General features: G+C 64.8%; 15 protein-coding genes. 6 read left to right on the top strand and 9 right to left on the bottom strand.

Annotated features, from left to right (window positions below; genetic code table 11):
- Positions 1–8 precede the first annotated feature (8 nt).
- Positions 9–1,667: a bifunctional protein-serine/threonine kinase/phosphatase gene (locus HU735_RS19375; protein WP_186714822.1), complete on the top strand. Its 1,659-nt coding sequence runs from the start codon at positions 9–11 to the stop codon at positions 1,665–1,667.
- Between the two features lie 109 nt (positions 1,668–1,776).
- Here HU735_RS19375 and HU735_RS19370 read toward each other — a convergent pair whose 3' ends face one another.
- The 8 genes from HU735_RS19370 to ppsA all read right to left on the bottom strand — a co-directional run bounded on the left by HU735_RS19370 (position 1,777) and on the right by ppsA (position 10,005).
- Positions 1,777–2,817 carry an OmpA family protein gene (locus tag HU735_RS19370; RefSeq protein WP_186714821.1) on the bottom strand — a complete coding sequence of 347 codons (1,041 nt, stop codon included), beginning with the start codon at positions 2,815–2,817 and terminating at the stop codon, positions 1,777–1,779.
- A 110-nt stretch (positions 2,818–2,927) separates the two neighbouring features.
- Positions 2,928–3,494 (bottom strand): RNA polymerase sigma factor SigX, encoded by a 567-nt coding sequence (gene sigX, locus HU735_RS19365; protein ID WP_050704759.1) that lies wholly within the window; start codon positions 3,492–3,494, stop codon positions 2,928–2,930.
- Between the two features lie 113 nt (positions 3,495–3,607).
- The gene (locus HU735_RS19360) at positions 3,608–4,432 is read right to left on the bottom strand and encodes a mechanosensitive ion channel domain-containing protein (RefSeq protein ID WP_050704758.1); all 825 of its coding nucleotides are present in this window, start codon (positions 4,430–4,432) and stop codon (positions 3,608–3,610) included.
- A 2-nt stretch (positions 4,433–4,434) separates the two neighbouring features.
- On the bottom strand, positions 4,435–4,698 hold the full coding sequence (locus tag HU735_RS19355; RefSeq protein ID WP_186714820.1) for a CrfX protein: 264 nt from the start codon (positions 4,696–4,698) through the stop codon (positions 4,435–4,437).
- Between the two features lie 168 nt (positions 4,699–4,866).
- A complete protein-coding gene (locus tag HU735_RS19350) occupies positions 4,867–5,862 on the bottom strand; it encodes a zinc transporter ZntB (protein WP_186714819.1) in 996 nt (331 codons plus the stop codon).
- A gap of 25 nt (positions 5,863–5,887) precedes the next feature.
- Entirely contained in the window at positions 5,888–6,379 is a 492-nt protein-coding gene (gene rraA / locus HU735_RS19345) for a ribonuclease E activity regulator RraA (RefSeq protein WP_023630330.1), read from the bottom strand.
- 121 nt (positions 6,380–6,500) lie between these two features.
- Complete coding sequence (locus HU735_RS19340) at positions 6,501–7,493, bottom strand: alpha/beta hydrolase (RefSeq protein WP_186714818.1); 993 nt, start codon at positions 7,491–7,493, stop codon at positions 6,501–6,503.
- A 136-nt stretch (positions 7,494–7,629) separates the two neighbouring features.
- A complete protein-coding gene (gene ppsA, locus HU735_RS19335; protein ID WP_028692935.1) occupies positions 7,630–10,005 on the bottom strand; it encodes a phosphoenolpyruvate synthase in 2,376 nt (791 codons plus the stop codon).
- 178 nt (positions 10,006–10,183) lie between these two features.
- Here ppsA and HU735_RS19330 point away from each other — a divergent pair, with 178 nt between their 5' ends.
- The gene (locus HU735_RS19330) at positions 10,184–11,002 is read left to right on the top strand and encodes a pyruvate, water dikinase regulatory protein (RefSeq protein WP_028692934.1); all 819 of its coding nucleotides are present in this window, start codon (positions 10,184–10,186) and stop codon (positions 11,000–11,002) included.
- 199 nt (positions 11,003–11,201) lie between these two features.
- Here HU735_RS19330 and HU735_RS19325 read toward each other — a convergent pair whose 3' ends face one another.
- Positions 11,202–16,067: an NAD-glutamate dehydrogenase gene (locus HU735_RS19325; protein ID WP_186714817.1), complete on the bottom strand. Its 4,866-nt coding sequence runs from the start codon at positions 16,065–16,067 to the stop codon at positions 11,202–11,204.
- Between the two features lie 271 nt (positions 16,068–16,338).
- Here HU735_RS19325 and HU735_RS19320 point away from each other — a divergent pair, with 271 nt between their 5' ends.
- From HU735_RS19320 to HU735_RS19305, 4 genes are all read left to right on the top strand, one after another.
- Positions 16,339–16,692 (top strand): hypothetical protein, encoded by a 354-nt coding sequence (locus tag HU735_RS19320; RefSeq protein WP_186714816.1) that lies wholly within the window; start codon positions 16,339–16,341, stop codon positions 16,690–16,692.
- 245 nt (positions 16,693–16,937) lie between these two features.
- The gene (locus HU735_RS19315; protein WP_050704752.1) at positions 16,938–17,648 is read left to right on the top strand and encodes a FadR/GntR family transcriptional regulator; all 711 of its coding nucleotides are present in this window, start codon (positions 16,938–16,940) and stop codon (positions 17,646–17,648) included.
- 102 nt (positions 17,649–17,750) lie between these two features.
- Positions 17,751–18,944 carry an L-2-hydroxyglutarate oxidase gene (lhgO, locus tag HU735_RS19310; protein WP_186714815.1) on the top strand — a complete coding sequence of 398 codons (1,194 nt, stop codon included), beginning with the start codon at positions 17,751–17,753 and terminating at the stop codon, positions 18,942–18,944.
- A 46-nt stretch (positions 18,945–18,990) separates the two neighbouring features.
- Entirely contained in the window at positions 18,991–20,319 is a 1,329-nt protein-coding gene (locus HU735_RS19305; protein WP_186714814.1) for an MFS transporter, read from the top strand.
- Positions 20,320–20,354 lie beyond the last annotated feature (35 nt).

Raw genomic sequence — 20,354 nt, 5'->3', positions numbered from 1 at the left:
GCCGCGCCATGAGTCTGCGACTGAGCTTTGCCCAGGCCAGCGCCACCGGGCCGCGCCCGGAAAACCAGGATGCCCTGCGCCTGGTGACCCCCGCGCCGGAGCTGGCCGCCAGCAAGGGCTACCTGTGCGCACTGGCCGACGGCGTCAGCCAGTGCGCCGACGGTGGCCTGGCGGCACGGGCCAGCCTGCAGGCCCTGGCCCTGGATTATTACGCCACGCCCGCCACCTGGGGCGTGACCCAGGCCCTGGACCGCCTGCTCACGGCGCAGAACCGCTGGCTGCGTGCCCAGGGCAATGGCCAGCCGCTGCTGACCACCCTCAGCGCCCTGGTGTTACGCGGAAAGCGATTCACCCTGGCCCATGTCGGTGATTGCCGGGTGTATCGCTGGCAGGGCGACCAACTGCACTGCCTGAGTGAAGACCATGTCTGGGACCAACCCGGCATGCAGCATGTGCTCAAGCGCGCGCTGGGGCTGGACCAGCACCTGCTGGTGGACTACCTGGAAGGCGACCTGCGCCAAGGCGAGTGCTTCGTGCTGCTCAGCGACGGCGTGTGGGCCAGCCTGGGCGATGCGCACATCCGCTCGATCCTGCGCGAACAATCCGATTTGCAGGTGGCCGCCGACACTCTGGTCACCAGCGCCCATCACTGCGGCAGTCAGGACAACGCCAGCGCCCTGCTGGTGCGGGTCGACCAGTTGGGCCCCAGCACCCTGGGCGACGCCCTGGCACAGCTCCAGCAATGGCCGTTGCCGGGCGCGCTGCGTGACGGTCAGTCGATTGATGGCTGGCAGGTCGACGGCCTGCTGGCCCAGAGTCGGCAATCGCTGCTATACCGGGTCCGCGACCCGCAAGGCCAGTCCTGGCTGCTCAAGACCCTGCCGCAGTCCCGCGATCAGGAGCCCGGCGCCGCCCAGGCGTTGTTGCTGGAGGAATGGTTCCTGCGTCGGGTCGCCGGCCGTCACTTCCCTGAGGTACATCCGGCCAGCCAACGCCAGCACCTGTACTACCTGATGCGCGAATACCCGGGCACGACCCTGGCCGGGCAGCCCCCGCTACCATTGGCGCAATGGCTGGAGGTCGCCCGCCAGTTGCTGCAGGCCGTCGGCGTGCTGCATCGGCGCAACCTGCTGCACCGCGACATCAAGCCGGACAACCTGCACCACGGCAGCGATGGCCAACTGCGCCTGCTGGACTTCGGTCTGGCGTACTGCCCTGGGCTTTCCGAGGACCCGCCTCATGCCCTGCCGGGCACGCCCTCGTTCCTCGCCCCGGAAGCCTTCGACGGCCTACCCCCCGCGCCACGACAGGACCTGTATGCCGTGGGCGTGACGCTTTACCACCTGCTCACCGGCCACTACCCCTACGGCGAGGTCGAGGCGTTCCAGCGGCCACGCTTCGGCACGCCAGTGAACCCGGCGCGGTATCGACCTGATTTACCGGAGTGGTTGCAACGCAACCTGTTGCAGGCGGTGGCAGCAGATCCGGCGCAGCGCTTCGAGACCGCCGAGCAGTGGTTGCTGTTGCTGGAGCGGGGGGATCGCCAGGAGTTGGACGAACGGCCACGGCCGCTGCTGGAGCGCGAGCCGTTGAAGGTGTGGCGCACGATTGGGTTGGTGTCGTTGCTGTTGAACATGGTGTTGTTGCTGGTAATGCTCAAACGCTGATCACGTAGACGCGCCACGCTCCTACAGGGGGAGGCAAGGTGTACCTCGAGAAATCCCAGGCAAAGAAAAACCCGGCCGAGGCCGGGTTTTTCATGAAGCGTCAGACCAATTACTTGGACTGGGCTTCTACCTGAGCTTCTACGCGACGGTTGACGGCGCGGCCAGCTTCGGTGGCGTTGTCGGCGACCGGACGGGTCTCACCGTAGCCAACCGAATCAACACGGCTCGACTCAACACCGTAGTCCTGGGTCAGGACTTTCTTGACGGCATCGGCACGACGCTGGGACAGCTTCTGGTTGTAAGCGTCTGGACCCACGGAGTCAGTGTGACCTTCCACGGTGGTGGTGGTCTGTGGGTACTGCTTCATGAAGTCAGCCAGGTTCTTGATGTCGCCATAGCTGTTGGTCTTGACGACCGACTTGTCGAAGTCGAACTTGACGTCCAGCTCAACGCGAACGACTTCGGCAACAGCCGGGCAGCCATCAGCGTCAACGGTAACGTTGGCTGGGGTGTCAGGGCACTTGTCGACGTTGTCGCAGACGCCGTCGTTGTCGCTGTCGGAGCAGACTTCGGCAACTGGAGCCGGCGCAGGAGCGGCTTTCTGGCCACCGCTGCCACCGAAGTTCAGACCCAGACCAACGGTCGGGCCCCACTCGGTGTTGCCGTTGTCGATGTTGTACATGGCTTCGACGCCGGCACGGGCGAAGAACATGTCGGTGATGTACCACTTGGCGCCAGCGCCAACGTTGGCGAAGGTGGAGTGGTCACGGCCGCCGCGAGTGGCCTGGCCCAGGCTCTCGTGAGCGAAACCAGCGGAAACGTACGGACGCAGGGCGTCGCCGACGGTACCGAAGTGGTAGGTGGCGTCCAGCTTGGTCTTGGAGCCTTTGATGTCTTTGTTGAAGACTTCACCACGAGCGTTGTGGGTCTCGTTGTAGCCCAGGTCCAGGGAGACGTCGTCGGTCAGGAAGTAACCGAGGCGAACACCTGGATTGGTGCCGGTGTTCTTGAAGTTACGTTCGCTGTCGTAGTACTGCTTGGTAACGTTGCCTTCGATTTCGACAGCGCCTTGGCCTTGAGCCAGAACGCCGAACGAAGTAGCGGCCACGAGCGAGCCAATGGCCAAGCCCAAGGTGTTTTTCAATTTCATCCGTTAAATCCCCATCTGGTGATAGTTAAGCAGTCCCACCAACATCCGGGGGACAACTCGACGGCAAGTCTAGCAGAACTTGCCGGTTGGTTAGAGGTATTTGCTGGCCACTAAGTTTCAGCCAGGCCTGCAAATTTCTCTCTAAGCTTGTCGAGCGCACGCTTGTAGCGCATTTTCGTGGCGCTCAGGCCCATGTGCATGATGTCCGCGATCTCCTGGAATTCCAGCTCCGCGACAAATCGCAGCACCAGGATTTCCCGGTCGATCGGATTCACATGCACCAGCCATTTATCCAGCCCGCCTTTCTCCTCCGGCTTCGGTGCCTTGTCCTCGGACGCCTCTTCGACAGGGTCCAGACTCAGGGCATCCATCAACCGGCGCTTGCGGCGCTCCTTGCGGTACTGGGTGATGCATTCGTTGTAGGTGATGCTGTAGAGCCAGGTCTTGAACTTGGACTTGCCCTCGAAGTTCTTCAACCCGTAGAGCACCTTGAGCATCACCTCCTGACAGACATCGTCGGCATCCCGATCGTTCCCCAGGTAGCGCGCGCAGACGTTGAACAGCGTGCGCTGGTAGCGGCGCATCAGCTCCTCGTAGGCGCGGGTGACATGAAACAGCTCCTCATGCGAACGCGCCACCAACTCCTCGTCGGTGAGCTCGCGGGGGTCATAGCGCATGGGCGGCGAATGAACTTTATTCAAAACGGATCTGGCCGACAGTCAGGTCAATGTCGCCGCTCGGCCCCCAGGGCCGATTTTTGCGGCGGCATACATTAACAGCTTTTGTGCGGTTAGCGGCTATTCACGCGCTGCTCGAGCAGCTCGCGATTAGACAGCGACACCAGTTCGCCATCATCGGTCAGCAGGGTCGTCTTGACCGTGCCGATCTCCTCGATGTGGCCTTCGACCTCGCCAATCCGCACCTGCTGGCCGACCTGATACAGCTCGCGCACATAGATGCCGGCCAGGATCTGCCCGGCGATTTCCCGGCTGCCCAGGCCCATGGCCAACGCAATTGCCAGACCAACGGTAATCAAGCCAATGACGATCACGTGGTTCAGCAGGTCGGTCTTGACCTCGAGCTGGCTGATGGCCACCGAGATGCTGATGATGATCACCAGGCCTTGGGCGATGCGCCCGACGCCGGCGGCATATTCCAGGCCGATGCCCTCGGCGGCGCCGCGCACCAGGCCGTTGACCAGTTGCGCCAGGAGCACGCCGGCCAGCAGCACCAGGGCCGCGCCAAACACCTTGGGCAGATACAGGGCGAGCATGTCGAGGGTCGCCGAGACCCGCTCGAGCCCCAGGGATTCCGCGGCCGAGACCAGGAAGATCAGCAGCACGAACCAGTAGACGATCTTGCCGATCAGGGTCGAGATCGGCACCTGGATGCCGACCCGGGCGAGCATCTTGGTCAGCCCGGTACCGCTCATCAGGCGATCCAGGCCGAACTTGGCGAGCACCTTGGACAGCAGGGTATCGAGCAGCTTGGCCACGACGAAGCCGAGCAGCACCACGACCAGCGCGCCGAACAGGTTGGGGATGAAGTTCGCCACCTTGGTCCAAAGGGCAGTCATGGCGGTGACCAGGCTCTGGGTCCAGAGATCGAGTTCCATATTCAATCGGCCTTATCTGCGTTGCTGCCGGCGGCAGGTTTGCGGGTAGAGTTGCGACGGACCGGCGCGACGTGCGCCGAGCCATTGTTCACGGCGATCAGCAGCGCCTGGCTCCAGCGGCCAAGCAGGCTGAACAGATCGCCCGCGCCGACCTGGCGGTTGGCGGTCTTGAGCACGCGACCCAGGCAAGCGGCATCGTCGCGGTCATGGCCGGACGGCGACGCCTTGAGCAGGTCGCGCAGGGATTCTTCAAACGGATCGTGCATGGGCACCTCGCGCAATGTCAGTCAAAGACGAGGGCGCCGAGCGATGGGTCACACAGGGATGTGGGACGAATGTTTCAAAATGAGTGTGCGAGCCCATCGCGGGGCAAGCCCGCACCCACGGAACCACGCTCAGAGCGTGGGAGCGGGCTTGCCCCGCGACAAGACACATCACACCCACCGCAACCGCCGGAACAGCAGCCACTGCCCCACCGCCAGCCCCAGCACGATCAGGCTGGCGAACAGGAATCCATAGGGGCTGTCGGAGCCCGGAATGCCGCCGACATTGATCCCCAGCAGCCCGGTAATAAAGCTCATGGGCAGGAAGATGCAGGTGATGATGCCGAACCGGTACATGGTCCGGTTCATCCGCTCGCTGCGCCGCCGGTCCTCGCTTTCCAACACCAGCGCGGCGCGCTCGCGGGCCAGCTCGAGCTCTTCGAGGTAGCGGATCAGGCTGTTGTTCAGCTCGTTCCAGTAGTCCCCATCGGCATCGGCGAACCAGCTACATTTATTGCGCGATAGCTGGGCATAGATGTCGCGCTGGGGGGCGAGGAAACGCCGCAGGCCGGCGGCGCGGCGACGGATCTGCTGCAGGCTGCCCTGGGCCGGAGAATACCGTTCGTCGGATTCTGCCTTTTCTTCCTCCAGATCGACCGCTTCGGACAGGTCGCTGACCAGCGCCTGGACCTTTTCGGTCAACAGCTCGCCCATCAGCAACAGCAGTTCCGAGGCGGTTTTCGGCCCCCTGCCCTCGTCCAGTTGCTGCAAGACCTCGTCACTCGCCCGCAGAGGCCGCAAACGCAGGGAAATGACCCGCCGCGCCTCGGCGAAGATGCGCACCGAGACCATGTCCTCGGGCTCGGCGCCCGGGTTGAGATTGACCCCGCGCAGGAACAGCAGCATCTGCTCGTTGGCCAGCGGCAGCAGGCGCGGACGGGTGTTCTCCTCCAGCAGCAGTTCGCAGGCGAACTCGCTGAGGCCGCTGTCGTGAAGCAGCCAGGTGCGGGTCTGCGGGTGACTGCGATCCCAGTGCAGCCACAGGCTCTCCTGGGGCTGCAACTGCAGGTCGTCCAGCTCGGTGCGGGCTATCGAGCGCGCGCCACCCTTGCCATCGAGCACCAGGGCATGCACCAGGCCCCACTGCGCGTTGTCTTCCTCGAACATCAAAGCTCCATCGGTGTACGGCGCGTCACTCGGGCATTTTCAGCGGGCTTGGCGAGACCAGCACACCGTTGTTGTCGGCATACACGTACTCGCCCGGGCGGAAGGTCACGCCGGCGAAGGTCACCGCGACATTGAGGTCGCCGATGCCGCGCTTGTCGGTCTTCATCGGGTGACTGGCCAGTGCCTGGATGCCGACATCGGTCTGCGCCAGCACGTCCACGTCACGCACGCAGCCGTAGATCAGCAGGCCTTCCCAGCCATTCTTCGCCGCCTTCTCGGCGAGCATGTCGCCCAGCAGCGCGCGGCGCAGCGAGCCGCCGCCGTCGACCACCAGGACCTTGCCCTTGCCGTCGAGCTCGACCTGCTCCTTGACCAGCGAGTTGTCCTCGAAGCACTTGATGGTGACGATCTGGCCACCGAACGAGTCGTGGCCGCCGAAGTTGCTGAACATGGGTTCGAGCACCTGGACCAGGTCCGGGTAGGCGTCGCACAGGTCGGGCGTTACGTAATGCTGCATGGGAAACTCCTGTCAGTCACAACGAAAGCGGATGTGGAGCAAGGCTACACCGCAGGAGGCCGGCAGTCATCCGGGACCGAGCAGTCAGTTCGCCTTTAGCTGCGAAGAAGCCGACACGCAATCAATTGACGGGCACCGGCTCCATCACCACCGTCGAGGCATGCACCGGCACCCGCGGATCCCTCAGCCAGCGCTCCACCAGCGGCCACACCTGGGTTTGCGCCGCCTTGCTGACCAACATGTCGACATGCCCGAAGGCCTCGAAGCCCTCCTCGCGCCCCAGGCGCAGGAACTGCCTGGCGTCACCGCCAAATTGCTCGAACAGCTTGCGGCAGGCCCACACCGGGTCCTGGAAGTCGCCGGCCCCGGCCACCGCCAGCAGCGGCACCTCGACCTCGGCCAGGCCCGCCCACCAGTCCTTGTCCTTGTCGCCAAAGCGGCCGAACAGGCCATTCCAGCGCAGGCTCTCCAAAGCCAGGCCGATGGGTTCGTCCTCCGGACCACGCTTGAGGCGCGAACCCGAGATCTGCGCGAAGCGCTTGAGCAGCACGCGCGCGCCCCACTCCACCGGCGGCACTTTCAGTGGCCAGTAGACCCGGCTGACCTGGGTGCCGAACAGCGCCGCGCTGGCCACCAGCCCAGCGTCCAGGTAACCGCTGCCCAGCGCCGCCGCCAGGGTGGTGCCGCCCAGCGAGTGGCCGACCCAGTGCGGCGCCTGCCCGGCCTGCTCGCGAACGAAGGCGCCGATCACCGGCAGGTCGTAGCGCGCATAGTCGGCCACGCGGTTCTGCCGCCAGTCGCGGTTGCGCGGCGACAGGCCGTGGCCACGCATCTCCGGGATCCACACATCGAAACCGGCGCGGGCCAGGTAGGCGCCCAGACCGATGCCCTTGGGCGAGTACCAGAAGCGCCGGTTGGAGAAACTGCCGTGCAGGAGAATGACCGGCACGCCCTGGGCGTGTTCCTGATCAGCCAGGCCCAGGCGGGTGACGGCCAGCTCGACGCTCGGATCGGGGCTGTTGCCGGCCTTGATCCGGTAGACGTCTTCGCTGAGGTCGCCGCGGCGCTCGGCACTGAGCAACGCGACGGGGAATTGGGTGCTGCTGCTTTGCATGGGCTCACAAACAAACTGAGGATATGAACGTGGGAGCGGGCTTGCCCCGCGATTGAACCAGACCTACAGACACTGCTGTCCCATCTGGCGCTATCGCGGGGCAAGCCCGCTCCCACAGTGTGTTGCCTTCAGCGCATCACGCCGCGCCCTGGCCCTCGGCCAGGAAGAACCAGGTCTCGAGCACCGAGTCCGGGTTCAGCGACACGCTCTCGATACCCTGCTCCATCAGCCACTTGGCCAGGTCCGGGTGGTCCGACGGGCCTTGACCGCAGATGCCGATGTACTTGCCGGCCTTGTTGCACGCGGCGATGGCGTTGGCCAGCAGCTTCTTCACGGCCGGGTTACGTTCATCGAACAGGTGCGCGATGATGCCCGAGTCGCGGTCCAGGCCCAAGGTCAGCTGGGTCAGGTCGTTGGAGCCGATGGAGAAGCCGTCGAAGTACTCGAGGAACTCTTCGGCGAGGATGGCGTTGGACGGCAGCTCGCACATCATGATCACGCGCAGGCCGTTGTCACCGCGGGCCAGGCCGTTCTCGGCAAGCAGGTCGACGACCTGGCTGGCTTCGCCCAGGGTGCGCACGAACGGCACCATGATCTCGACGTTGGTCAGGCCCATCTCGTTGCGCACGCGCTTCAGCGCACGGCACTCGAGCTCGAAGCAGTCACGGAACGATTCGCTGATGTAGCGCGAGGCGCCGCGGAAGCCCAGCATCGGGTTCTCTTCTTCCGGCTCGTAGAGCTTGCCGCCGATCAGGTTGGCGTATTCGTTGGACTTGAAGTCCGACAGGCGCACGATGACCTTTTTCGGGTAGAAGGCCGCGGCCAGGGTGCTGATGCCCTCGACCAGCTTCTCGACATAGAAGCCGACCGGGTCGTCGTAGCCGGCGATGCGCTTGTCGACGCTTTCCTTCAGCTCCGGCGGCAGGCCGGCGTAGTTGAGCAGCGCCTTGGGGTGCACGCCGATCATGCGGTTGATGATGAATTCCAGACGTGCCAGGCCGACCCCGGCGTTGGGCAGCTGGGCGAAGTCGAAGGCGCGGTCCGGGTTGCCGACGTTCATCATGATCTTGAACGGCAGTTCAGGCATGGCATCGACCGAGTTCTGCTTGACGTCGAAGCCCAGCTCGCCTTCGAAGATGAAGCCGGTGTCGCCTTCGGCGCAGGACACGGTGACGCCCTGGCCGTCTTTCAGGACCTGGGTGGCGTTGCCGCAGCCGACGACGGCCGGAATGCCCAGTTCACGGGCGATGATCGCCGCGTGGCAGGTACGCCCGCCGCGGTTGGTGACGATGGCGCTGGCGCGCTTCATCACCGGTTCCCAGTCCGGGTCGGTCATGTCCGAGACCAGCACGTCGCCCGGCTGGACCTTGTCCATTTCCGAGACATCGTTGATCACGCGGACCTTGCCGGCGCCGATGCGCTGGCCGATGGCACGGCCCTCGACCAGCACGGTGCCCTTCTCTTTGAGCAGGTAGCGCTCCATGACATTGGCGCTGGAACGGCTCTTCACGGTCTCGGGACGGGCCTGGACGATGTACAGCTTGCCGTCGTCACCGTCCTTGGCCCACTCGATGTCCATCGGACGCTGGTAGTGCTGCTCGATGATCATCGCCTGCTTGGCCAGCTCGTTGACCTCGGCGTCGCTCAGGCAGAAGCGCGCGCGCTCGGCGCGCTCGACCTCGACGGTCTTGACCGAACGACCGGCCTTGGCCTCGTCGCCGTAGACCATCTTGATCGCCTTGCTGCCCAGGTTGCGGCGCAGGATCGCCGGACGGCCGGCCTGCAGGGTCTGCTTGTGCACGTAGAATTCGTCAGGGTTGACCGCGCCCTGCACCACGGTTTCACCCAGGCCGTAGGCGCCGGTGATGAACACCACGTCGCGGAAGCCCGACTCGGTGTCGAGGGTGAACATCACGCCGGCGGTGCCGGTCTCGGAGCGGACCATGCGCTGCACGCCGGCGGACAGGGCCACCAGCTTGTGGTCGAAGCCCTGGTGCACGCGGTAGGAAATGGCGCGGTCGTTGAACAGCGAGGCGAATACTTCCTTGGCCGCGCGGATCACGTTATCGACGCCACGGATGTTGAGGAAGGTCTCCTGCTGCCCGGCAAAGGAGGCATCCGGCAGGTCTTCGGCGGTGGCCGAGGAACGCACGGCCACGGCCATGTTTTCGTTGCCACCGGCCATCTCGGCGAAGGCCGTACGGATTTCCGAATCAAGACGCGCCGGGAAATCGGCTTCCATCACCCACTGGCGGATCTGCGCGCCGGTCTTGGCCAGGGCGTTGACGTCATCGACGTCCAGCGCATCGAGCGCGGCGTGGATGCGGTCGTTGAGGCCACTTTGTTCGAGAAAATCGCGGTACGCCTGAGCCGTAGTGGCAAAGCCGCCCGGCACCGAGACACCGGCACCTGCGAGGTTACTGATCATCTCGCCCAGGGATGCGTTCTTGCCCCCCACATGCTCCACATCATGGACGCCGAGCTTATCGAGGGAAACTACGTACTCTACCAAGGTGATCTCTCCACTAACTGTATTGGAAAAGCTCAAGGGCGCCCGCCTGCCTGACTGACTGGGCCGGACGCTTGTGGCCTGGACCTGGAAAATAAGTGAGAATGCCGAGCAACCGCGTTCGGCAAACCGAACCTATCATATCCAGAAATCTTCGGCAGCTTAAGGCCCCCAGGTGCAAATGAAACGAACCGCGTTCTTCATCTCCGACGGTACCGGCATCACTGCAGAAACGCTGGGCCAGAGCCTGCTCGCACAATTCGAGAGCATTCCGTTCAATAAATTCACGCGCCCCTACATCGACACGCTGGACAAGGCCCGGGCCATGGTCCAGCAGATCAACGCCGCGGCCGAGCGCGACGGGGTGCGTCCGATCATTTTCGACACCATCGTCAACCAGGACATCCGTGAGGTCATGGCCACGTCCAATGGCTTCATGATCGACATCTTCTCGACGTTTTTATCCCCGCTCGAGCAAGAATTGACCGCCCATTCGTCGTATTCCGTGGGCAAATCCCACTCGATCGGCGGCAATTCCAACTACATGGAGCGTATCGAGGCAGTCAACTTCGCCCTCGACAACGACGACGGCGCGCGCACCCACTACTACGACAAGGCCGACCTGATCCTGGTTGGCGTGTCGCGTTGCGGCAAGACCCCGACCTGCCTGTACATGGCCATGCAGTTCGGCATCCGCGCCGCCAACTACCCGCTGACCGAGGACGACATGGAGCGCCTGCAGCTGCCGGCGGTGCTGAAGAAGCACCACAGCAAGCTGTTCGGCCTGACCATCGACCCCGACCGCCTGACCGCCATCCGCCACGAGCGCAAGCCCAACAGCCGCTATTCGAGCTTTGCCCAGTGCGAGTTCGAGGTGCGTGAGGTGGAGAACCTGTTCCGTCGGGAGAACATTCCCAACATCAACTCCACGCATTTCTCGGTGGAGGAGATCTCGGCGAAGATCCTGGTGGAGAAAGGCGTGGAGCGCAGGTTCAAGTAAGCCGCTGCGAACCTGTGGAAACAGGTTCGGTACGGACAGCGTGGGAGCGGCGGTGCGCCGATGCGACTTGCCCCGCGATTGACCATGGCCTGATCCGACGCAATCGCGGGGCAAGCCCGCTCCCACGCCTCGCCTCCCCCAGACAAATGAAAAAGCCCCGGCATCACTGCCGGGGCTTTCTTTTACCTCAATGCAAGGCTCAGGACGGAATCACCGCCGCCTGCCCGCTCATCGCCAGGTCGACCAGCTCGCGGTTGGCCACCGCGTACATCGCATAGTCGGTGCCGGTGGCGTTGCGCAGATCGTCGAGCATGGCGCGCCAGCGCTCGACCATCACCCGATGCTGCTCGCACCACAGCGCTACCCGTGCATCCATGTCTTGCGGCGCGTCGGCCATCTGCAGCACGGAGATGGTGATCGCCCGCTGCTGCAGGTCGATGTCGTCGCGGAACGCCTCGCGGGCCAGGGCCTGCCAGTTGTTCTCCACCGGCAGGTTGCTGATCTCCTGCAGGTACCAGGTCAGGTCCAGCGAGCTGCCCACGGCGAAGAACGCCTTGGCCACCTGCGCCGGATCGTGGCCGGTGACATCCGAGGCCTCGATGATCGGCAACAGGGTGTACAGGTGGGTAGTGCCGGCAACCATGCGCGCCAGCAGTTCCGGCACACCGGCCTCGACGAAGCCCTGGTAGCGGACCATCCAGCGCTCGCGGGTCGGGCCTTCCAGCAGCTCGTCCAGCTTGAGCCCCAGCTGGGCGAGCACCGGCCCGAAGTGGGCGACGTCACGACCCGCGTCCTGCTCGTTGCGACGGCTGCGCAGGAACCAGCGAGTGGCGCGGCGGCCCAGGCGCATCAGCTCGTCCATCAGGGTCAGCTGGATCTCGGCCGGGACCTGGTAGTCCAGGGCCTCGATCTGGCGGAACCAGTGCGGCAGGTGGAAGATGTCACGCACGATCACATAGGCGCCGGCGACGTTCGCCGGACTCATGCCGGTGGACTCCTTCAGGCGCTGGACGAAGGTGATGCCCATGTTGTTGACCAGGTCGTTGGCGATCTGGGTGCTGACGATCTCGCGCTTCAGGCGGTGACGGCGCATCGAGTCGGCGAACTTGCTCACCAGCGACGGCGGGAAGGCCGTCTCCATGTCGCGGGTCAGGTAGTCGTCGTCCGGCACCAGCGACTTGAGCAGTTGCTCCTTGAGGTCGATCTTGCTGTACGAGATCAGCACCGACAGCTCGGCGCGGGTCAGGCCCTGGCCTGCGGCCAGGCGCTCGGCCAGCTGCTCCTCGGTGGGCAGGAACTCGATGGCACGGTCCAGCTTGCCACGGGCCTCGAGGTCGGCCATCAGGCGCTTGTACTCGGCAATCCGCTCGCGGGCGCGGCGGGCGGCCAGCGACAGCGCCTGGGTCTGCTTGTAGTTGTTGCCCAGTACCAGCCCTGCAACTTCGTCGGTCATGCTGCCCAGCAGCTGGTTGCGCTGCTTCTCGGTCATGTCGCCACCCTGCACCACTTCGTTGAGCAGGATCTTGATGTTGACCTCGTGGTCGGAGCAGTCCACGCCGCCGGCGTTGTCGATGAAGTCGGTGTTGGTGGCGCCGCCGTTAAGGCCGAACTCGACCCGGCCGAGCTGGGTCATGCCCAGGTTGCCGCCCTCGCCCACCACCTTGCAGCGCAGCTCGTTGCCGTTGACGCGCAGGGCGTCGTTGGCCTTGTCGCCGACATCGGCGTGGCTTTCAGTGCTGGCCTTGACGTAGGTGCCGATACCGCCGTTCCACAGCAGATCCACCGGCGCCTGCAGCAGCGCGTGCAGCAGTTCGGTCGGGGTCAGGCGGTCGGCTTCGATGGCGAAGCGTTCCTTCATCTGCGGGCTGATGGCGATGCTCTTGGCGCTGCGCGGGAAGATCCCGCCGCCTTCGGACATGATGCCGGTGTCGTAGTCGCTCCAGGCCGAGCGCGGCAGGTCGAACAGGCGCTTGCGCTCGACGAAGCTGGTGGCCGGGTCCGGATTCGGGTCGATGAAGATGTGCAGGTGGTTGAACGCGGCCACCAGTTGCAGCTTGTCGGACATCAGCAGGCCGTTGCCGAACACGTCGCCGGCCATGTCGCCGACACCGACCACGGTGATCGGGTCTTCCTGCACGTTGATGCCGCGCTCGCGGAAGTGACGCTGCACGCCGACCCAGGCGCCACGGGCGGTGATGCCCATCTTCTTGTGGTCGTAGCCGGCCGAGCCGCCGGAGGCGAACGCATCGCCCAGCCAGAAGCCGTAGTCGATGGCGATGCCGTTGGCGATGTCGGAGAAGGTCGCGGTGCCTTTGTCGGCCGCCACCACCAGGTACGGGTCGTCGTCATCGTGGCGCACCACGTTGGCCGGCGGCACCACGCCACCGTCCTTGAGGTTGTCGGTGATGTCGAGCAAGCCGGAAATGAAGATGCGGTAGCACGCCACGCCTTCGGCGGCGATCTCGTCACGGCTGCCGCCCAGCGGCAGGCGGCGCGGCAGGAAGCCGCCCTTGGCGCCCACCGGCACGATCACCGAGTTCTTCACCTGCTGGGCCTTGACCAGGCCGAGCACTTCGGTGCGGAAGTCCTCTTCGCGGTCCGACCAGCGCAGGCCGCCGCGGGCGACGTTGCCGAAGCGCAGGTGCACGCCCTCGACCCGTGGCGAATAGACGAAGATCTCGAATTTCGGCACTGGTTTCGGCAGTTCCGGGATCAGCTTGGGGTTGAACTTGAAGCTGAAGTACGACTTGTTCTGGCCGTTGGCGTCCGGCTGGTAGAAGTTGGTGCGCAGGGTGGCCTTGATCAGGTCCAGGTAGCGGCGCAGGATGCGGTCCTCGTTGAGCACCTGGACCTCGTCCAGGGCGCTGAGGATCGCCTGCTCCAGGCGCAGCTGCTTGTCGTCCAGGTCCTCCTGGGTCAGCTTGCGCGCCAGGTAGAAGCGGGTCTTGAACAACCGGGTCAGCTCGCGGGCGATGTCGGTGTGGTTGTTCAGGGTGCTGGCGATGTAGCCCAGGTCGAAGCCCAGGCGGATCTGCTTGAGGTAGCGGGCGTAGGCGCGCAGCAGCGCCACGTCGCGCCACGGCAGACCGGCGGTCAGCACCAGGCGGTTGAAGGCGTCGTTCTCGGCGTCACCCTTGACGATATGGACGAAGGCGTCCTGGAAGGTGTCGTTGAGCTGCTGGATATCAAGATTGAGGCCTTCGCTGTAGGTGAAGGCGAAGTCGTGGATCCAGAACTCGCGGCCGCTGGCATGCCGCAGGCGGTAAGGGAACTCGCCGAGCACGCGCAGGCCGAGGTTTTCCAGGATCGGCAGCACATCCGACAGTGCCAGCGGCGTATCGGCGTGGTACAGCTTGCAGTGCAGCTGGCGCTCGCCCAGCTGGGTCAGCGGCTGGTAGAAGCTCATGGCCAGCGGCTTGGCTTCCGACAGGTTCAGCACATGCTGCATGTCGACCACCGCCGAGTGCGCGGCGAAGCGCTCGCGGTAGCCGGCCGGGAAGCCTTTCGGGAAGTCGGCCAGGATGTTGGTGCCGTGGGCCTCACCGAAGTTCTCCACCACCAGCGCCGAGAAGTCGTCCTGCCACGAACGGCAGGCCTGGATCACTTCGTTTTCCAGCTGTTGCGGGTCGATGTCGATGCGGTTCTTCGGGTCCACCCGCAGGATCAGCTGCACGCGGGCCAGCACCGATTCGGAGAAGAAGGTCCAGAACTCGCAGTCGGTGGCCTTCAGGCGCTCCATCAGCACCTGCTGGATCTTCTGCCGCACCTCGGTGGAGTAGATCTCACGTGGCACGTAGGCCAGGCAGTAGCAGAAGCGGCCGTAAGGGTCCTTGCGCAGGAACACGCGGATCTTGTTGCGCTCCTGGATCTGCACGATCGACATGACAGTGCTGAGCAGTTCGTCGACCGGGGTCTGGAACAGGTCGTCACGGGGCAGCACCTCGAGGACCTGGGCCAGCTCCTTGCCCAGGTGGGCCTTGGGGTCGAAGTTGGAACGGCGCTCGACTTCGGCGACCTTGCCACGGATGTACGGGATGGTGTGCACGCTCTCGCCGTACACCGACGAGGTGTACAGGCCCATGAAGCGGCATTCCTTGATGACCTTGCCGTCCTGATCAATCTGGCGGATCGACACGTAGTCCGGGTACGCCGGACGGTGCACGCGGCTTGGCTGCGAGGCCTTGGCGAACGACAGCAGACGCGGCTCGCGCAGGTAGGCGACGGCGTAGTCCTCGATGCGCAGGTCGTCGGCGCCCAGGCCTGCGCGCAGCAGGCGGGCAAGGCCGAGGAACGAGGCCTCGTCGTAGACCAGGTGGCCACCGTCGGTGTCGGACTCTACAGTGAACTCCTCGTAGCCGAGGAAAGTGAAATGGTTGTCCAGCAGCCACGACAGGAAGCTCTTGACCTCGGCCTTGTCGTTCTGCGCCGGGCCGAAGGCGTTCTGCTCCACCAGTTCCAGCAGCTCGCGGATCTTGGCTTTCATCGGCTCGAAGTCGGCGACCACGCCGCGCACTTCGGCCAGTACCTGCTCCAGCTCCATGCTCAGGGTGTTGAGCTCGGCGGCATTGGCGCAGCGGTCGATCTCCAGGTACATCAGCGACTCATGGCTGACGCCCTCGCCCTGGGTGCCCTTGGGCAGCAACTCGACCAACTCGCCCTTGGCGCTGCGGCGCACGCTGAGCACGGTGGTCTGCAGGGTGTGGATGCTGTAGCCGCGGCGGTTGAGCTCGGTGCGCACCGAGTCGACCAGGAACGGCAGGTCATGGTGCAGCACCTCGACCACGGTGTGGGTCGATTGCCAGCCGTGGCGTTCGTAATCGGGGTTGTAGACCCGCACCTGCGGGTGTTCGGGGTCGAAGCGCTCGATGATGCGCCAGGCGGACAGCGTGCAGCCGGCCAAGTCCGACAGCCTGCGCTGAGTGAGTTCGTCCAGAGAGATGATGCCGAAGAACTGCTCGGCGAACAGCGCCACTTGTGGCAGGGACTGTTCGCTGATGTGCTGCGCCAGGGCCACCTGCAGTTGATGCTGGAAGTCGGCTTTGCTGGCTGCGGTGAAAAACGCCATCTGTGGTACTCCGCTTGGGCTTTGTTATAGGTGAAGCGTCGCGTACGTCCGCCGTGTACGGATCAACGATAGCCAACCCGCGGCAAGCCGGACGGTAAAACCAGGCGTTGGACATGAGCGTCATGTCCACCGACTGGGGAGCTTAACGACTGAACGGTCACTACGGCTTGCAGCGCTGCGACAATTTCGGTCAATGCGCGGTAACTTTACGTTTATCGCGGCCGCCAAGGCTGTCAGAATTCCTTTCCCTTGCCATTGACCCGAGCCGCCCATGCAACTGAAAACCGCCCTGCTCTTCGCCACCCCCTGTGACGATGAGGAAGACAACATGGCGACCCTGTGCTGCCACAGCGACAAGGGCCAGATGTTCCTGCTGACCCGTTATCCGGACGAGGACACCGTCGACCTGACCCTGGATGACGAGCCGTCGACCCTGGACGGGCTGAAGGTGACCCTGAGTGCGCAGCGGCTGCTGATCGAGGTGGCGGCCGGAGATCGTGATGCGCTGAAGGGGGATGAGGAACTGGAGATCATTCTGACCAGCGCCGGAACCGACCTGGAGGAAGTGGCGCTGACCTTGCGCAATATCCTCGACGGGACCGGGACGTTCGTGTCCGAGCTCTGAACCGATACATCGCCCTCTCACGAACAAAACGTAATTTTCTGACTTAACCAGGACAGCGTGGGAGCGGGCTTGACCCGCGATCACCGGCGAAGCCGGTGCCATACACCCCATCGCGGGGCAAGCCCGCTCCCACGCCGGATACTTACAGCGCAGCTCCGATCCCCTACAGAAACACTGGCAGCATTGACAGCTGGGCATCAGAGCAGGCATTGTCTGACAACCTGACCAACAAGAAACCTCTGTCCATGCTCCAGCTCCAGCGCCCCGACACCCTCGTCGAACGGGTCGTCAGCGCCATCCGCGCCGAGATCGATTCCGGCCGCCTGGCCGCCGAATCGCGCCTGCCCACCGAACAGCAACTGGCTGAACAGCTCAATGTCAGCCGCTCGGTGGTGCGCGAGGCCGTGGCGCAGCTCAAGGCCGACGGGGTGCTGATCGCCCGCCGCGGGCTCGGTTCGTACATCTCGCAGACGCCCAGCGGCACGGTGTTCCGCTTCCCCGGCAGCCAGGGGCGCAAGCCGGATCTGGTGCAGATGTTCGAGATGCGCCTGTGGATCGAGACCCAGGCCGCCGCCATCGCCGCCCGCCGCCGCGACGCCGACGACCTCGCGCGCATGGCCAGCGCCCTGGGCACCATGGAAGACCCGCGCAGCGACTTCGCCACGGCCTCGGCCGCCGACGTGGCGTTCCACCGCGCCATCGCCGAAGCCAGCAAGAACGACTACTTCGTCGCCTTCCACGATTTCCTCGGCGGCCAGCTGGCCGCCGCCCGGCGCACCGCCTGGGAAAACTCCGCCACCCCGGCGGTGGGCGGTTCGGCCGATGCCCTGCGCGAGCACCGGGCGCTGTACCAGGCCATCGCCGATGGCGACCGCCAGGCGGCGGCGGGCTGCGCCGAGGCCCACCTGCGCGCCTCGGCCAAGCGCCTGAAACTCGACCTTCCCGACCTCGACTGACCCCGGAGAACCCCATCGCGGCCTGGCGAGGCTTTCACGCGCACTACTTAGTCTGACAACCTGATAAGCAGATTCACCGACAAGAATACCAAGGTACCCTGCATGACCTACGACTACTGCATCATCGGCGGCGGCATCGTCGGCCTCGCCACCGCGATGGCCCTGCTCGAACAACGCCCCGGCGCTTCGCTACTGATCCTGGAAAAAGAGGCCAGCCTCGGCCGCCACCAGACCGGCCACAACAGCGGCGTGATCCATGCCGGCATCTACTATGCGCCCGGCAGCCTCAAGGCCGACCTGTGCAAGCGCGGCGCCCAGGCCACCAAGGACTTCTGCAGCGCGCACGGCATCGCCTTCGAGGTCTGCGGCAAGCTGCTGGTGGCCTCCAACGACCTGGAGGTGCAGCGCATGCAGGCGCTGTACGAGCGCTCGCAGCAGAATGGCCTGAAGGTCGAGCGCCTGGATGCCGGCGCCCTGCGCGAGCGGGAGCCGAACATCGTCGGCAAGGGCGCGTTGTTCCTCGATGCCACCGGCATCGTCGACTACCAGCAGGTGTGCGACGCCATGGCCAAGGTGATCCGCCAGGCCGGCGGCGAACTGCGCCTGTCCACCACCGTGCGCGCCATCCAGGAACATGCCGACCACGTCGCGATCAGCGCCGACGGCAACGCCTGGCGCGCCCGCCAGCTGGTGGCCTGCGCCGGTCTGCAGTCCGACCGCCTGGCCCGTCTGGCAGGCGTGAAGATCGACCATCAGATCATCCCCTTCCGCGGCGAGTACTACCGCCTGCCGGCGAGCAAGAACCAAATCGTCAACCACCTGATCTACCCGATCCCCGACCCGGAGCTGCCGTTCCTCGGCGTGCACCTGACGCGGATGATCGACGGCAGCGTCACCGTCGGCCCCAACGCGGTGCTCGGCTTCGGCCGGGAGAACTACCGCAAGTTCTCGGTGAACTGGCGCGATGTCGCCGAGTACGCACGCTTCCCGGGCTTCTGGAAAACCATCTGGAACAACCTCGGCTCCGGCACCACCGAGATGAAGAATTCGCTGTTCAAGCGCGGCTACCTGGAGCAGTGCCGCAAGTATTGCCCGTCCCTCGAAGTCGAGGACCTGCTGCCCTATGAGGCCGGCATCCGCGCCCAGGCGGTGATGCGCGACGGCACCCTGGTGCACGACTTCCTGTTCGCCGAGACGCCACGCATGGTGCATGTGTGCAATGCGCCATCGCCCGCCGCCACCTCGGCCATCCCCATCGGCCAGATGATCGCCGAGAAGATTCTCCAGGCCCGCTGATCCACCCGCCGCACCCACAATTACAAAGACAACAAGGAAACCCCCGATGTCGGTACACGAGACGGCCCTGGCCGCGAGCGAAACCCCCGAACAGCAACGCAAGCGCCTGCGCAAGGTAGCGGCGGCGACCATCTTCGGCTCGATGCTGGAGTGGTACGACTTCTACCTCTACGCGACCATGGCGGCGATCGTCTTCTCGAAGATCTTCTTCGACCCCAGCAACCCGGCGGTGGCCTCGCTGCTGGCGTTCTCCACCTTCGCCATCGGCTTCATCGCCCGCCCCTTCGGCGGCGTGCTGTTCGGCTACCTGGGCGACCGCTTCGGACGCAAGCACGTGCTGGTGATCACCTTCTGCATGATGGGCCTGTGCACCATGCTGATCGGCCTGATCCCCGGCTACGCCACCATCGGCATCTGGGCACCGATCCTGCTGGTGATCATCCGCATCATCCAGGGCCTGGGCGCCGGCGCCGAGCTGTCCGGCGCGGCGGTGACCTCCTACGAGCACGCCAGCGAAGGCAAGCGCGGCAGCCAGGGCGCCTGGCCGGCGCTGGGGCTGAACCTGGGCCTGCTGCTGTCGTCGCTGACCGTGTACCTGCTGACCATGAACGGCAACGAGTTCCTGCTGGCCGGCGGCTGGCGCATCCCGTTCATCGCCAGTATCGCCCTGGTGGCGGTGGGCCTGTGGGTGCGCAAGAGCATCCCCGAGACCCCGGACTTCAAGGAACTGGACAAGGCCGACGACAAGCCGCAGGTGTCGCCACTCAAGCTGCTGTTCAGGAACGACCTCAAGGGCCTGGCGGTGGTGTTCTTCGTGGCCGTGGGCTACAACGCCCTGAGCTATATCTTCAAGACCTTCTCGCTGGCCTACCTGACCCAGTTCAAGGGCGTCGAGGCCCATGTCACCTCGCTGTCGGTGACCCTGGCCAGCCTGGTGGCGATCTTTGCCGTGCCGTTCTTCGGCTGGCTGTGCGACAAGTGGAGCAGCAAGACCGTGCTGATGCTCGGCGGGCTGTTGTCGGCGCTGTTCGCCTTCCCGTTCCTGCAACTGCTGTCGACCGGCGAGCCGATGATGATCTACCTGGCCATCGCCGTGGGCACCGGGATCCTGGCGCCGATGATGTTCGCCCCGCAGGGCTCGTTCCTCAGCCGGCAGTTCCCGACCCAGACGCGTTCGTCGGGGTTCGGCACCGGCCGCGAGGTCGGCACCGCCGTGGCCGGTGGCCTGGCACCGCTGGGCGGGCTGGCGCTGGTGGCCGGGTCGGCGACTCATTCCACCGATGGCGTAACCTTGATCCTGGCGGTGGCCGGGGTGCTGGTGGTGGTGTTTGCATTCCTTGACCAGGGCTGGCGGCATTCGAAGTCGAAGAACTGACCTGGCAACACATGGATCGAGGACAATCCCGGGCA

It is taken from the genome of Pseudomonas sp. BW16M2 (assembly GCF_014268865.1).
GTDB lineage: Bacteria > Pseudomonadota > Gammaproteobacteria > Pseudomonadales > Pseudomonadaceae > Aquipseudomonas > Aquipseudomonas peradeniyensis.
The sequence above is the reverse complement of the archived record's forward strand: the minus strand, read 5'-3'. Positions and strand labels throughout refer to the sequence as shown.